The following is a 15,372-nucleotide window of genomic DNA, read 5'->3' as shown; positions in this document are numbered from 1 at the left end:
CCGTTAATTTTTTAACGGCTTTTTTAATATTTAAGAAATTAGAATTTTCTTGGGTCATTCTCAGGATAATTTTCTTCAGAATCTTCTTCTTCGATTTCTCCTTCTTCAAGATCATCTTCTAAATCATCGTCATCTGGATCCAATTCCTGCAAATCATTATCAGATTCAGTTAAATCTTCATCGTCTGAAGGATTATCGAATTCGTCATTTAGATTATCGGCATTTTTGTCGTAAAGGATATCTCCGGTTGTATGTGTATGATCGTCGATGTAGTTTTCGTCATCTTCATCCATATCGTCAGGATCTGTATAATCATTCTCTAAATTGTCTGAGGGATTATCAAATTCATCATCATCTGCAAGATCTCCGGGAGCATTAAAATCATAATCTACATCATCAAGATCATCTTCTTTAGTTGTAATTTTTTCCTGATCCGGAATAGCTTTATTAGGATCATAACCATTTCTAATGGTAAAACCGTACCTTTTGATATCCTCCTGATGATTTGCTCTTCTCATCTCGTCATTATCATATATTTTTTCATTCAGAATAGTATTCTGTCTGTTTAAATTTTGACTACGTGGATCTTTTGTACCTATATTATTGTTGTCTGAAGTATTCATAACATAAAATTTTTATAGTTTCTATTATACAAAGCTATGGACGAAGCTAACCGAATTTCTTACAGAATTAAATTCGCTAATTCTATAATTTACAGATGTTTATGTTGTAATTGTAAGGCAAAATGGTATAACAAATCCGGCTCAAACCAAAACTATCTTTACCATATATTAATATAACAAATCATTACTATGGAAACCAAAGATAAAAAACAGACCGCACCGAAACAGGACGCTAAAAATGCTGTAAAAACAAAAGCTGGAGTAACAAAAGCAAAATCGAATGCTGCATCTGGATTAACAGAACTTTTTGAAGATGGATTGAAAGACATTTATTGGGCAGAAAAAGCGTTGACAAAAGCATTGCCGCTTATGGCTAAAAATGCTACTTCACCAGAATTAATAGATGCGATTACCAATCATTTAACTGAAACAGAAGAGCAAATTGTTCGTTTAGAGCAAGTATTTGAAAGTATTGGTAAAAAAGCAACCGCTAAAAAATGCGATGCTATGGCAGGTTTAATTGAAGAAGGTAAAGGAATTCTTGAAGAAACTGAACTTGGTGTTGTTCGTGATGCAGGAATCATTGCTGCAAGTCAAAAAATCGAGCACTATGAAATTGCTACTTACGGAACATTAAGACAATTTGCTGAAACACTTGGTTTTACAGAAGCTGCTTCTTTATTAGAGTTAACACTTGATGAAGAAAAAGGAGCTGATAAAAAACTAACAGAAGTTGCTGTAAGTGCTATTAATGTTGAGGCTGCAGAAGAAGACGAAAACTAAACTTCTCAGAAATAATATAAAAGTGCAGTCTAAAAGCTGCACTTTTTTCAGTTTAAGCAAATACGAATTCAAAATAAATTATTATGCCCGAAGGACCATCCATACAAATACTTAAGGAAGAAGTTGACCAATTTTCGGGACACAAAATAATCGCAGTTTCCGGAAATAGTGCCACCGATATACAAAGAATGCAGGATAAAACCATTCAATCCTTTAAAACCTGGGGAAAACACTTCCTGATTTGTTTTGATGATTTTACCGTTAAAATTCATTTATTGATGTTTGGAACCTATCGAATAAATGAAAGAAAAGAAACAACACCGCGATTGAGTATGCTTTTCTCGAATGGCGAACTCAATTTTTATACCTGTTCGATTAAAATTCTCGAAGGCGATATTAATCTTCATTATAAATGGGATGGAGATGTTATGAATGAAAACTGGGATCCTGAAAAAGCAAAACAAAGCCTTGAAAAATTTCCGAATGAAATGATTTGCGATGCTTTACTCGATCAGAATATATTTTCCGGAGTTGGTAATATTATTAAAAATGAAGTTTTATACCGATGCTACGTTCACCCGGAATCTTTGGTTAGCAAAATTCCAAAAGATAAAATGGAGGAATTAATTAACGAAAGTTCTATTTATAGTTTTGAATTCCTAAAATGGAAAAAACTTTTTGAACTGAAAAAACATTGGCTCGCACATACTAAAAAGATATGTTTGAGATGCGACCTTCCATTACTTAAAAAATATACCGGAAAGAAAAAACGCAGAAGCTTTTTTTGCACTAACTGCCAAAATTTATACGAATGAAAAATGATATTTTAATAGGCTGTTCCAGTTATAATAACCGTTTTTGGAAAGGTATTTTTTATCCTGAAAATCTGCCCACTTCTAAATGGTTCGATTATTATTGCCAGCATTTTGATACTTACGAAATGAACGGTACTTTTTATAAAGCACCAACAATCAGAGTCATGGAAAATTGGTACAATAAAGTTCCGGATCATTTTATTTTTTCGGTTAAAGCGCCAAAAGAAATTACACATATAAAAAAGTTCATAGATTGTGCAGAGCAGCTTTCAGATTTTTATAAGGTTTGTGAAACTGGTTTAAAAGAAAAACTTGGTCCAATTTTATTTCAGTTTCCTCCAAGTTATGATTTTACTACAGAAAGACTTCATAACATTATAAATAGTATGGATACAAATTTTCAAAACGTTATCGAATTCCGTCACAAAAGCTGGTGGAATAATGAAGTATTTGAATCGCTAAAATTCAATAAAATCACGTTTTGCAGTGTGAGTTATCCCGGATTACCGGAAGATGTTCTAACCGATTTTCCATTAACATACATTCGTTTTCACGGAAATACAAAACTTTTTTATTCGCGTTATTCTTCTGAAGAATTAGAAAATGTCAAAGAGAAAATTAGGGATAAATCCGGTTTTGTGTATTTTAATAATACCGCCAGCGATGCAGGAATTTTAAATGCTTTAGAGTTTAGCGGGAAGGAGTAGGGATAATTGTAGCACAAAGTTTGTGTCATTTCGACGGAGGAGAAATCACATCCAGTATTCCACAACAGAAGGCAAAGAGAATTACGACAAAGTATGTGTCATTTCGACGAAGGAGAAATCACATCCAATATTCCACAACAGAAGGCAAAGAGAATTACGGCAAAGTATGTGTCATTTCGACGGAGGAGAAATCACATCCAGAGAGCAACGAATCGGAATTCCGTTATGTGATTTCTCCTCCGTCGAAATGACACAAAATGAGGTAAATTTTAGATACATGTTTTGGAAACAAATAAAATAAAGTAATTTCGTATTAAAAAAAATATGTTAAACCCTCAAACAGGTTTTCATTCCTATTATATTTACATTATAACAAACAAATATCGTTCAGCTTTTTACATTGGTGTTACAAATGATTTAAAAGTAAGACTAAAACAACATCAAGAAAATATTGATGCAAACAATAAAACATTTGCTTCAAAATATACTCTTGAATATTTAGTCTATTATGAAAGATTTGTTTGGATTCAAGAAGCAATTTCAAGAGAAAAAGAATTGAAGAAATGGAGACGGGAAAAAAAACTGGAACTAATTAAGAATTTTAATCCGGCTTTCGAGTTTTTGAATTATCAATTTCAAAAATAATTTGCACTCATTTTTTGTGTCATTTCGACGAAGGAGAAATCACATCCAGTATTCGACAACAGTGCGTGATCAGCTTTATGTGATTTCTCCTTCGTCGAAATGACACAATCTATACTTACAAACAAAAAAAAAGCAGCTGCCAATTAAGACAGCTGCTTTTTTTAATAAAATGATCTGTTATGAAATTTTCAATTCACCTTCAATACCATCATCCATTGTTTTTCCGGTTACAAGTGCAGTAGCCATTTTTGCCATTGCAACTATTTTACCGTTTTTATTGTTCCAGTAATATCCATCTTCAGGAATTACTTTGATAATACTTAAGCGTGGATCATCTTCTCCGCCTGGCATCCAAACTTTTACGATTGGATCATATAGTTCTTTAATTATTTCCTGATCGTATAAAACGCGTGCAGTTCCGTGTAAGGTTAAAAATTTATCCTGTGGAGCAGAAAAAAATAATTCAACCGTTGGATTTAAGATAATTTCTGCATTTTGGCTGCTGTTCGTGTCTGATAAAAACCAAAGTTGTCCCAGCTCATCAATTTTTTGAACTGACATTGGTCGCGATTGCAATTTTCCTTCTTTGTAAGTACATAACATACATGTTTTGATATCTTCTGCAAGATCTTTTATTTTATCTACAGCAAATTCATTCGTAAGGTCTTTATGATCTCCCATGACTATATTTTTTAAGATTTTAATTGAAATTGTTTCTAAATTCTCATTTAATTAAAAATCGAATTCATTAATGTAAAATTGCTATTTTTTACACTGTTTTTACTTACATAATTTAATCTATAAATTATGAGATTTCAAGTAAAAAAAATATATTCAACAGAGTTGAAAAACAGGTTGATTAAGTTGTAAATTTAATTATCTTTGATTTATAATAATCACGAATTATTAACAAAAAACGATGACAGACTTAACGATTTTTTACACTGATGATGATGAAGACGATTTGAGCATTTTTATGGATGCAGTTGAATCATTACCAAAAAAAATACAATTAAAAACTTATAACGGTGGAGAAAAATTATTAAATGCGATTTACAATCCGCCGCCAACGCCGTCTGTAGTATTTTTGGATTTGAATATGCCAGGTAAAAATGGCTTCGATGTTTTAAAAGAACTTCAAAATTCAGAAGAAAAAAGAAATATTCCGATTGTAATTTTTTCTACTTCAAGTGAGCCAAGCATTATAGAAAAATGCCGACACCTTGGTGCTAATTATTTTATTACAAAGCCGGTTTTAATGAAAGATATTGTAAAATCTATTCAACATGCTTTAGAAATTAACTGGAAAGAATTTATTCCCGGGCCTAAAAATTTCGTTTATAAATCATAAACAGTATAAAATCAAAAACACCAAACCTATTTTAATAAGTTTGGTGTTTTTTTATTTTATAATTCAGGAAAATAAACATTAAAAGTTGCTCCTCTTCCTTTTTCGCCACAAGCAGTAATAATTCCTTTATGGTTTTCTACAATTTTTTTCACAATTGCCAAACCAATTCCCGTACCTGAAAACTCGCTTTCTGTATTTAAACGCTGAAAAACTTCAAAAATCCGTTCATTATATTCAGCATCAAAACCAATTCCGTTATCTGAAATAGTAAGGTGATAATATATTTTATCAGGAAAATCTACAGACTGGTTTATCTCATATCCTTTAATTCTTTCAGCTGTAATTTCTACATACGGACTTTCGCCTTTTCTTGAAAACTTCAATGCATTACCAACTAAATTATGCAGCAATTGCCTGAATTGAAACGGAATAATAGTAGCTTCTCCTAAAGGATGAAAATTTACAACAGCATTTGTTTCTTCGATACGTTCAGAGAAATCGCTGGTAACTTCTTCGGCAATTTCATCCAGATTAGATTTTACAAAAACCCGATCTGCAGAATTTGTTCTCGAGTAGGCGAGAAGGTCTTGTATTAAAGTCTGCATTCTTTTAGCCGCAACTTCAATACGATCTAAATATGTTTTGGCACTAGCCGAAATATTTTGCTCATCTAAATCAGATAATCGGCTGGCAAAAGTCTGAATTTTACGGAGCGGCTCCTGCAAATCATGACTTGATATATAGGCAAAAGACTGCAGCTCGATATTCATATTAATCAAATCACGGTTTTTTTGTTCCAGCTCTGCGGTTCGTTCATGCACTTGTTTTTCAAGTTTATCAGTAAAGTTTTTCTGATCATGAATATCGGTACTTGTACCCACCCACATTTGTATATTTCCTTCTGCATCTTTTTGAGGAATAGCGCGGCTTATCTGCCATCTGTATTCGCCATCGTAACGACGAAAACGATGCTCAAAGAAAAAGTCATTTCCCGTATTTATCGATTTCATCCATACATTAACATTGTCTTCGCGATCGTCAGGATGAACAATTTGCAGCCATCCGCCATTCTGAATTTCATCAGCAGACATTCCGGAATAGGTAAATACAGATTGGTTAAAATAATTAATATTTCCTAAAGCATCACTCGTCCAGATATGTTGTGGCATCGAATTAGCAAGCAATCTGAATTTTGCCTCACTTTTCATCAGGATTTGCTGATTGTCTTTCTCGTCGGTAATATCTATGATGGTCCCAATCATTTTTACCGGATCACCATTTTCATCAAAAAATATTTTTCCGTGTGCTTTTATCCAGCTTGTTATATTATCAGGTTTTAAAAGGCGTGCTTCATATTTATAAATGCCGGTCTGCAATGCTTCATTAAAGGCAGCTTCCAGAATAGGTTTATCGTCAGGATAAACTCTGCTGCGAAACTCCAGATGTGTAGCTTTATAATTTTGATCAAAACCAAAAATCCCCAATAAACTCTCTGAATACAGAATATCAGAATTTTTAAGATTAAGGTCCCAGGTTGCAATTCCCGTAATTTCACCGGCCAATCGCATTCTTTCTTCAGTATCTTCTAATTTTTTTCTGGCTTCAACTCTCGAAGTAACATCATAAACGGTTGCCATTATACCGGATATTTTTCCTTCTTTTTCGAACAAAGGCGTATACTGATAATCCAGGTAAAATTTTTCAATTTTTCCCTTCACATTAACGTAAGCCAAAGACTCATTTTCGGTTATAATTTTTCCATTTAGAAAAACTTCTTTCAATAACTCCGGATATTTTTGTTCCCTTAGTTCAGGAAATAATTCGACTATAGGTTTGCCAATGGCTTCTTGTGGCGTTTTTTGCCAAATGCCATCCATCATGGTAGAATTTGCCATCTCAATAACATGATCCTTTCCTCTCAGAATAGTCATTGCAATAGGCGATTCCATGATTAGCTTTCTAAAGGCATTTTCACTCTCTGTCAAAAGATAGCGTTTTTTTACAGCCTCTGTTACTTCATAAGCAACAATAATAACTCCTGTAAGCGTGTCGTTTTCTTCTTTTAAAGGATGAAAAACCAGGTTAAAATAGCTAATTTCCTCTTTTCCGTTACGGCTCGATAGTACCAGATATTCATCAATAGTATGAGCATTTCCGGTTTCAAGCACTTGGGTAAGCAATGGCAAAAGGATTTCTTCAGATTCCGGAACAGAATCAAATAGGGGCTTATTGATGATATCAGACTCCTGTTTATTTATAATCTGCAAATAAATAGGATTAGCCATTTCTACGACTAAATCTGTTCCTTTTAAAATTAAAATTCCAAGCGGAACTTGTTTTACTGTATTTCTAAATCTTTTCTCGCTCTCTTCAACCACATGTCTGGCCAAGACCTGAGCCGTTACATCATTTGCGACTGCTACAATTCCTGATATTGTGCCATCGGGTTCTTTTAGCGCTTCGTATACAAAATTTATAAATGTATCTTCTATTTTGCCGTTGCGCGGTAACTTTACGAGGCGTTCATGCGCTTCAAATTTTTCTCCGGTTTTATAGACTTTTTCCAAAACCAGTTCTAAACCTTGTCCTTTTGCTTCCGGTAATCCTTCAAAAATAGGTTTATTTTGAACTTCGTGATTTTCCCTTCCCCATAACTCCAACATAGGATTATTGGCAATTTCAACAATAAATTCCGGCCCTCTAAAAACGCACATGGCACTCGGAGTCTGTAATATATTATTAAGGTAACGGGTATTACTTTCTTCTAATTTCTTGTTTATTTTAATTTTTTCAGTCGTTTCATTACCAATAACCAGTACTCCGGCAGGTTTTCCGGATTCATCGTTTACAGGAGAGTAACTAAATGTCCAGTAAACATCTTCTATTTTTCCGTTACGATATATAGGTAAAAATTGATCTTCATGCCAGGTTGCTTCGCCTTCTGTCAGCGCCTTATCTATTAAAGGTTCTATAAAATGCCAGATTTCCGGCCAGCCTTCAGCGCCTTTTTGTCCTAATATAGACGGATGTTTTCCATCATTGCCAAGACTCGGACGATAAGCGTCGTTATAAAAGCATATAAGTTCCGGCCCCCAGAATAAAAACATTGGAAATTTTGAGTTTAACAAGATTCCTAATGTGGTTTTTAAACTTTGCGGCCAGTGTTCAGGCGAACCAAGCGGAGTTTTACTCCAGTCTTTAGCGCGGGTTAGTGCGCCCATTTCGCCTCCTTTAGAAAGAAAGTCATGATGCATTTCTGTCATGAATAGTGGTTTTCGTTTTTTTTATTTCGTTATAGATTCATAATAAATCTATAAGGTATTTGGGATCATTGTTAAAAATACTAAAATAAAAATTGATATAATTTTGATTCTCTAATTGAGCTAAGATTTAAATCTATTGAGTTAACTTTATTTATGATCAATGATGAAATTTGAGTTAATAACAGATTACAAAACATTTAAAATTAAAATATCATGAAAAAAGAATATTCAAAACATGAAACCGACTATATCAAAAAGTATGAAGATGAAGGTTATACGAGCAACTTTTTGTTTGTCAATAATATTTTGATGGATACAGCAACAAAAACAGAATATAAACCTGAAGAAATTTTTATTGTAGCGCATCACCGTTATGAAGGAATGACTGATCCTGATGATATGTCTATTTTATATGTAATAGAAACTAAAGACAAGATAAAAGGAACTCATTTATCAGGATACGGACCAACAGCAGATCTTGAAGAAGCGGAGTTTTTTAAAGACATACCGCAAGAGAATTATTCTAAAAACTCTGACATCAACGAATTGACATAAGTAACGTGATTATTTATTTTGCAGGAAGCAGCTATTTCGGATTTAAATCTGAAGTAGCTGTTTTTTTTATTCCATAATATTATAAATCAGAGATTTAATAAGTAAGATAATAATTATGAAAAATCTCTCCGAAATTGTATAAGATATTCCAAGGACTTATGGGCGAACTTTGAATAATATTAAAAGGGAAATAAAAACCAAAATTGATCGGTACATAAAATGAGTACTAGTCAATTTCTTAATCAAACTGAAAATGAAAAAACTATACTTAAATACTGGTGGATTTAATACTATTTTTAATAACCTTAAAGAGAGATTTAATGGTGACTTAACTATTAATGATAACGAATACACTTTGACTGTACAGACAAAATGGGCAAAAGGTACTATTAGCGGAAAACGTTTTGAAAAAGAAATGTCATATATGCACTTTGACATGGTTTTTTACAACGACGTAAGCTTAAGCATCGAATCGTTCCAGACATCTCCAATATTTTTTGCTTATTGCGAAGACGGAATGTTGACACACAGTTTTGGTGAAAACGGAAATAGAAAAAATCTTAAAAAACAGCAATCAGGTATTTTAAGCAATAAATCATCTATCAACAGTGTATTGCACTTTGAAGGTTTTAAACATACTGAATTTTCTTTGGTAAGTATGCCAACAACTGTTGATGAGGAAGATGATAACTATGAGTTAGCTTCGCAATTGAAAGAAATGTTTACAGATGAATCTGGAAATTATATATATGTTGGAACTGGGAATTCGAAAATTTTCGAAAAACTAAAAGAATTCAGAACAACGTCTCAAACTGGAATCGTTAAAAATTTACTTCAAAAAAGTATTTTAAATACTATTGTTGCAATAGAGATAGCGCAGCACAGTTACAATTATATTACGATGATTACACCAATTTTAGACTTGGCCAACAAACAATTTGACGAATTGAAAAGAATCTCGAATATTAATATCGGAGAAGTTTTTTATTCTATTGGACATCTTGGTAAAAACTATTTTCCAAGGTTATTTAAGGAGAGATATCCTCAAAATTCGCTAGCTAAGACAGCCTAATATACACCTTAACTTGTATGATTAAAAAACAGCTTTTTCGGGCTGTTTTTTTTATGCCTTTAATTTTCTTTTTCGTAATAAATAATAAAATAAACCATTACTAAATTTAGAAATAAAGAAACGCTGTTGGTTATAATTATTGGAAAATCTTTTTTGAGAATACCATAAACAACCCAAATTGCAATTCCAAAGGTTAAAACGCTAAAAGTTAGCAATGAAATCTGCTTTACTTTTTTGGTTTTCCATACTTTATAAATTTGCGGAATAACAGATACTGTTACGCAAATTCCGGCAAAAAGCCCAACGATATCAATTAAGTTCATAGGTTTTGATTTTTAAGATGAAAAATGTTTTTGAAATACAATTTTGTATTAAAATTACAGCTGTTTTTCAGCACAATATGACTTGATAAAATTTAAAAGTGCCACAATAAAATCAGGACGCACAATTATTTGTCTGAAAAAATTTACATGAAAATTATGACCAGGAATTGTAGGGGAAATCTAATAAGTTAGCTATCATTAGTAATTAAAAAAATAAGACTTAAATATGGGAATTATGAAACTATTTTTAGTAGCTTTAAACAAGTTTTGAGTATTTTTTTATAAATTTGGTAGTTTTGAACTATGGTTTTATGCCATTTTCTTAAGAAGCAGTCAATTTTTAAAAAGTTAAACATTTCAAAATAATCAATCTGAACCAAATTAATTTAAAACTTAGTTCATAACGTTTTACCCAATAAAATGATATTAATTGTAGATGATATTCGGGCTAATATAATTGCCTTAAAGAAAACACTTGAACTCCACAATATTGAGGTAGATACCGCAGAATCCGGCGAAGAAGCTTTAAAAAAAATCTTAAAAACCAATTATTTTCTGATCATAATGGATGTTCAGATGCCTGGTTTGGATGGTTTTGAAGTAGTTAAAATTCTTTCCGGAAACAAAAGAACAAAAGATATTCCGGTTATATTTTTATCGGCAATTAGTATCGAGAAAAAATACATCTTTAAAGGTTACGAAACTGGCGCTGTAGATTACATCACAAAGCCTGTAGACACTGACTTATTAATTCTGAAAGTCAAAACATTCCTAAAAATATACGAGCAAAAAAACGAATTGCGCCTTATGAAAGACTTACTTTCAAAAGAAATAAAAATTCGTAAAGAAGCTCAGGATAATCTCGAAATTAAAATCGCAGAACGAACCAAAGAACTGGTTTTGAAAAACGAAGAATTAGAGATGAGAAATCACGAACTCCAGCAATTTTCCTGGGTAGTTTCGCATGATTTAAATGAACCTATACGTAAGATTCAGATTTTCATTAAAATAATAAAAGAACTGTACTTAAAAACAGACGAAAAAGCCATCGATTATGTAGATCGTACGATAAAATCGGCTGAAAGAATGCAAACCCTGATTACAGATTTGCTTGCTTATTCGAGATTATCATCAAAAGTAGTTCCGGAAAAAACAGACCTTAATATTGTTTTACAGGAAGTGCTTACTGATTTTGATTATCTGATTGAACGTAAAAGCGCGATTGTAAAAACAAGCGAACTTCCAATTATAGATAGCATTCCGAGTCAGTTGCGACAAGTTTTTCAAAATTTGATCGGGAACGCCCTTAAGTTTTCCGGAAATGTTGAAACTCCGATTATCGAAATAAAATCAGAAATCATAAAAACCAAAGAATTTGACGGCGAAGTCGATCCTGACGGAAAGTTTTGCCGCATTACAGTTTCTGATAACGGTATTGGTTTTGACGAAATTTATCTGGACCGTATTTTTATTATTTTCCAGAGTTTAAACGACCGTCAAACTTATGAAGGAACCGGAATTGGACTTGCCATTGCCAAAAAGATAATGGAAAAACACAACGGAATAATTACAGCAAAAAGTCAGCCAGGCAAAGGCGCCAGTTTTATCATGGTCCTGCCCTTAAAATACGAAAACTAAAATATTGGATAATAACCTATGAAAAACAATTTTAAAAGGAATTTATTAATCAGTTCAATGGCATCGATATTAGTATTGATGATCAGTTCAACCGCATCATTTCTTAGTATAAAGAATTTGTTGCAAAGTAATTTTTGGGTTAATCATACGCAGGATGTTATTTACAATTTAAATCAGGCTTCATCGTCACTTACGGATGCTCAAACGAGTATGCGAGGTTATTTGATAACTGGCGATGAGCAATTTGTAACAAGATACAGTACTTATGAGACAGAATCGAATACGTATTTTGAAAAACTCCAGGAACTTACAATTGACAATCCTTACCAGCAAAAAGCATTAACAGAATTAAAAGGGCTTCGATCTAATTTCTTTAAATACCTTAATAATCAAATTGTTAAAAAACGATTAGGAGATAAATTAGCCACATTCGATCTTAATGAAGGAAAAAGAATGATGGATGAACTGAGACATCATTTTAAGTTAATCGAAAACAGAGAACAATTACTTCTAAAAGAACGCAGTCAAAAATCTGATGACTACGGTAATTACAGTATTATTTTAATTATTATAGCTTTTATAATTGCCTTTGCTATTTCGCTTGTTTTCTTATTTAGAATTTTAAAAGATTACAGCGAACGTACAGCACTTCAACAGGAATTAATAAAAAAAGATAAGGAAACTGCAGAAAGAATTGAAGCTATTAGTAGTATCGCAGTTAATATCTCGAACGGAAATTATGACATTCGTGTAGCTGATATTCAGGCAGATGCATTAGGCAGTGTGGGAGAATCACTGAACAATATGAGCGGTGCCCTAAAAAAATCGTTTAGTTTACTATCAGAAAAAGAATGGATACAAACCGGTATTGCCAACCTTAATAATGTAATGTTGGGTGATAAATTAATGAATCACTTAGCAAAAGACATTATAGAGTTTTTATGTCATTATACCAACAGCAGCGCGGGAGTTTTATATGTTCTTGAAGGCGACGAATTGTACGCGACAGCAGGTTACAGCTATATGCCAAATAAAAATCGCGAACGCATACAAAAAGGCGAAGGTTTATTAGGACAATCAATTGTTTCAGGAAAATTATTAGAATTAAAAACGATATCTGAAGATGCCATTCAGATAAATTATGCTTTGGGCGAAATAAAACCAACGCATGTTATTGCACTTCCATTGCTGGATACAAGAGTAGAAGGAGCACTGGAATTGGCTAGTATTTATGGATTTTCTGATCTTCATTTAGAGTTTTTACGAATCGTTTCTAATAACATCGGAATTGCGATAAAATCGACTCAGAACCGTAAACGTGTTATGGAGCTTTTAGAAGAAACCCAATCACAATCTGAAGAATTACGTATTCAACATAGTGAATTGGAAGCTATTAATGCCGAATTAGAAGCCCAAACCGAAAAACTACAAGCTTCTGAAGAAGAATTAAGAGTACAACAAGAAGAACTGGAACAAACGAATGAAGAACTTTCTGAAAGAAGTGTTTTACTGGAAGAAAAGAACAACGAAATTCAAAAGAAATCAGAAGCATTAGAACTTACAACGCGTTACAAATCAGAGTTTCTTGCCAATATGTCGCATGAATTAAGAACGCCTTTAAATTCTATTTTGCTTTTAAGCCGTTTGTTATCTGAGAATAATAACCAAAGCATGAATAATGAGGAAATAGAATTTGCCAAAGTTATTCAGAGTTCAGGAAACAGTTTATTAGGACTTATTGATGAAATTCTGGATTTATCTAAAATTGAAGCCGGTAAAATGGAACTTGAATTCTTAGATGTTTCAACAAAAGAAATCACAGACAGCTTATCAAGCTTATTTACCCAAGTAGCGAAAGAGAAAAATATCAATTTTGAAATTATTTCAAAAGATGCTCCAATTGTCATTAAAACAGACAAAATGAGATTAGAGCAAATTCTTAAAAACCTAATTTCGAATGCCATTAAATTTACAGAAAAAGGTTCTGTAAGTTTAGAAATAAAAATAAACGACGACGACAATAAAATTATTTGTTTCATCGTAAAAGATACCGGAATCGGAATTCCGTTAGAAAAGCAACCGCTTATTTTTGAAGCTTTCCAACAAGCCGATGGTTCGACGAAACGTAAATATGGCGGTACTGGTTTAGGATTGTCTATTAGCCGTGAACTTGCCAAATTGCTTCGAGGAGAAATCATTTTGCATAGTACAGTAGGCGAAGGAAGCAGCTTTACACTATATTTACCGGTTTACGGATCGATTAATAGAAAAGTAACGGTTGAGAAAGCAGCTCCATTGCAAATTGCAGAAGCAGAAGCAGCAGTTGAGGAATTAAAAGAAATTAAAACCAAATATATTTCTGCAACAATTCCAGATGAAATAGAAGACGACAGAGATTCTATTACAGAAGGAGATAAAGTAATGCTGATTGTTGAAGACGACATTAATTTTGCCAAATCATTGTTGACTTTCAGTAGACAAAATGGTTATAAAGGTATTGTTTCCGTTCGAGGCGATTATGCTTTAAATTTCGCTATTCTTTACAGACCAGTCGGAATTTTACTGGATATCGAATTGCCAATAAAAAGTGGCTGGGAAGTTATGGAAGAACTGAAAAATAATATTCAGACCAAACATATTCCTGTGCACATCATGTCATCGCACAAATTAAGACAGGAAAGTTTACTAAAAGGCGCGATTGATTTCTTGCATAAACCAGCGACTTTCGATAAAATTCCGGAAGTGTTTATGCGCATCGAACACATCATTAATAAAGAATCACAAAAGGTTTTAATTATTGAAGATAATCCAAAACATGCCAAAGCACTTTCTTATTTCTTAGAAACCTATAACATTAATTCTGAAATTAAAAGTGAAGTGGCAGATGGCTTAGTAGCTTTAAATAAAACCGATGTAGACTGCGTTATTCTTGATATGGGAATTCCGGACAAACAAGCGTATCAAATTCTGGACAATGTTAAAAAGACTCCGGGATTAGAAAATCTTCCGGTAATTGTATTTACAGGGAAAAGTTTATCGTTGAAAGAAGAAGTTAAAATTAAAAAATATGCCGATTCTATTATCGTAAAAACAGCCCATTCGTACCAAAGAATGCTTGATGAAGTCTCACTGTTTTTACATTTAGTAGAAGAAAATAAAGGCGGAGATACTAAAAAAGAAAGCTATAAAAAGCTAAATTTACTAAATAATATCCTGCACGATAAAAAGGTTTTAATTGTAGATGACGACGTTCGAAATATATACTCATTAACAAAAGCGCTTGAAGTTTTTAAAATGAATGTAATTTCAGCTTTCGACGGTAACGAAGCCATAAAAATATTAGAAGAAAATCCGGATACAGACATTGTTTTGCTAGACATGATGATGCCCAATATGGACGGTTACGAAACAGCCGAAAAAATACGAACAATACCTAAATTTATTAGCTTACCGCTAATTGCCGTAACAGCAAAAGCAATGACGGGAGACAGAGAAAAATGTATCAAAGCCGGAGCTTCAGATTACATTACAAAACCTGTAGATATCGATCAGTTATTGTCATTATTGCGAGTGTGGTTGTACGATAAAATTTAATGC

13 protein-coding genes are annotated in these 15,372 nt (G+C 32.7%); 9 read left to right on the top strand and 4 right to left on the bottom strand.

Features of this window, described 5'->3' with window-relative positions; genetic code table 11:
* Positions 1-38: 38 nt before the first annotated feature.
* A complete protein-coding gene (locus tag EV143_RS05565; RefSeq protein WP_133506978.1) occupies positions 39-623 on the bottom strand; it encodes a hypothetical protein in 585 nt (194 codons plus the stop codon).
* Positions 624-812: 189 nt separating this feature from the next.
* On the opposite strand from EV143_RS05565, the gene EV143_RS05560 reads away from it, so the two are divergent.
* The 4 genes from EV143_RS05560 (at position 813) to EV143_RS05545 (ending at position 3,573) form a co-directional block, all read left to right on the top strand.
* Positions 813-1,406, top strand: a complete 594-nt coding sequence (locus EV143_RS05560) for a YciE/YciF ferroxidase family protein (RefSeq protein ID WP_133506977.1) — start codon at positions 813-815, stop codon at positions 1,404-1,406.
* A gap of 83 nt (positions 1,407-1,489) precedes the next feature.
* Positions 1,490-2,221 (top strand): DNA-formamidopyrimidine glycosylase family protein, encoded by a 732-nt coding sequence (locus EV143_RS05555; RefSeq protein WP_133506976.1) that lies wholly within the window; start codon positions 1,490-1,492, stop codon positions 2,219-2,221.
* The gene (locus tag EV143_RS05550; RefSeq protein WP_133506975.1) at positions 2,218-2,928 is read left to right on the top strand and encodes a DUF72 domain-containing protein; all 711 of its coding nucleotides are present in this window, start codon (positions 2,218-2,220) and stop codon (positions 2,926-2,928) included. Before EV143_RS05555 ends, EV143_RS05550 begins: the two co-directional genes overlap by 4 nt.
* A 324-nt stretch (positions 2,929-3,252) precedes the next feature.
* On the top strand, positions 3,253-3,573 hold the full coding sequence (locus EV143_RS05545) for a GIY-YIG nuclease family protein (RefSeq protein ID WP_133506974.1): 321 nt from the start codon (positions 3,253-3,255) through the stop codon (positions 3,571-3,573).
* Positions 3,574-3,750: 177 nt separating this feature from the next.
* Here EV143_RS05545 and EV143_RS05540 read toward each other — a convergent pair whose 3' ends face one another.
* The gene (locus tag EV143_RS05540) at positions 3,751-4,254 is read right to left on the bottom strand and encodes a pyridoxamine 5'-phosphate oxidase family protein (RefSeq protein ID WP_133506973.1); all 504 of its coding nucleotides are present in this window, start codon (positions 4,252-4,254) and stop codon (positions 3,751-3,753) included.
* 238 nt (positions 4,255-4,492) lie between these two features.
* On the opposite strand from EV143_RS05540, the gene EV143_RS05535 reads away from it, so the two are divergent.
* Positions 4,493-4,924, top strand: a complete 432-nt coding sequence (locus EV143_RS05535; protein WP_133506972.1) for a response regulator — start codon at positions 4,493-4,495, stop codon at positions 4,922-4,924.
* A gap of 56 nt (positions 4,925-4,980) precedes the next feature.
* Here the strand turns inward: EV143_RS05535 and EV143_RS05530 are convergent, their stop codons facing one another.
* Positions 4,981-8,187 (bottom strand): PAS domain-containing protein, encoded by a 3,207-nt coding sequence (locus EV143_RS05530; protein WP_133506971.1) that lies wholly within the window; start codon positions 8,185-8,187, stop codon positions 4,981-4,983.
* A 213-nt stretch (positions 8,188-8,400) separates the two neighbouring features.
* Here EV143_RS05530 and EV143_RS05525 point away from each other — a divergent pair, with 213 nt between their 5' ends.
* Both EV143_RS05525 and EV143_RS05520 read left to right on the top strand, forming a co-directional pair.
* Positions 8,401-8,742: a hypothetical protein gene (locus EV143_RS05525; protein ID WP_133506970.1), complete on the top strand. Its 342-nt coding sequence runs from the start codon at positions 8,401-8,403 to the stop codon at positions 8,740-8,742.
* Between the two features lie 253 nt (positions 8,743-8,995).
* On the top strand, positions 8,996-9,814 hold the full coding sequence (locus tag EV143_RS05520; protein WP_133506969.1) for a hypothetical protein: 819 nt from the start codon (positions 8,996-8,998) through the stop codon (positions 9,812-9,814).
* 59 nt (positions 9,815-9,873) lie between these two features.
* Here EV143_RS05520 and EV143_RS05515 read toward each other — a convergent pair whose 3' ends face one another.
* A complete protein-coding gene (locus EV143_RS05515) occupies positions 9,874-10,137 on the bottom strand; it encodes a SemiSWEET family sugar transporter (RefSeq protein ID WP_133506968.1) in 264 nt (87 codons plus the stop codon).
* A gap of 420 nt (positions 10,138-10,557) precedes the next feature.
* Between EV143_RS05515 and EV143_RS05510 the strand changes: the two genes are divergently transcribed.
* Together EV143_RS05510 and EV143_RS05505 are read left to right on the top strand one after the other, a co-directional pair.
* Positions 10,558-11,775 (top strand): hybrid sensor histidine kinase/response regulator, encoded by a 1,218-nt coding sequence (locus EV143_RS05510; RefSeq protein ID WP_133506967.1) that lies wholly within the window; start codon positions 10,558-10,560, stop codon positions 11,773-11,775.
* An 18-nt stretch (positions 11,776-11,793) separates the two neighbouring features.
* The gene (locus EV143_RS05505) at positions 11,794-15,369 is read left to right on the top strand and encodes a response regulator (RefSeq protein ID WP_133506966.1); all 3,576 of its coding nucleotides are present in this window, start codon (positions 11,794-11,796) and stop codon (positions 15,367-15,369) included.
* Positions 15,370-15,372 lie beyond the last annotated feature (3 nt).

It is taken from the genome of Flavobacterium chryseum (genome assembly GCF_004362015.1).
In the GTDB taxonomy this organism is placed as follows: Bacteria; Bacteroidota; Bacteroidia; order Flavobacteriales; family Flavobacteriaceae; genus Flavobacterium.
The sequence above is the reverse complement of the archived record's forward strand: the minus strand, read 5'-3'. Positions and strand labels throughout refer to the sequence as shown.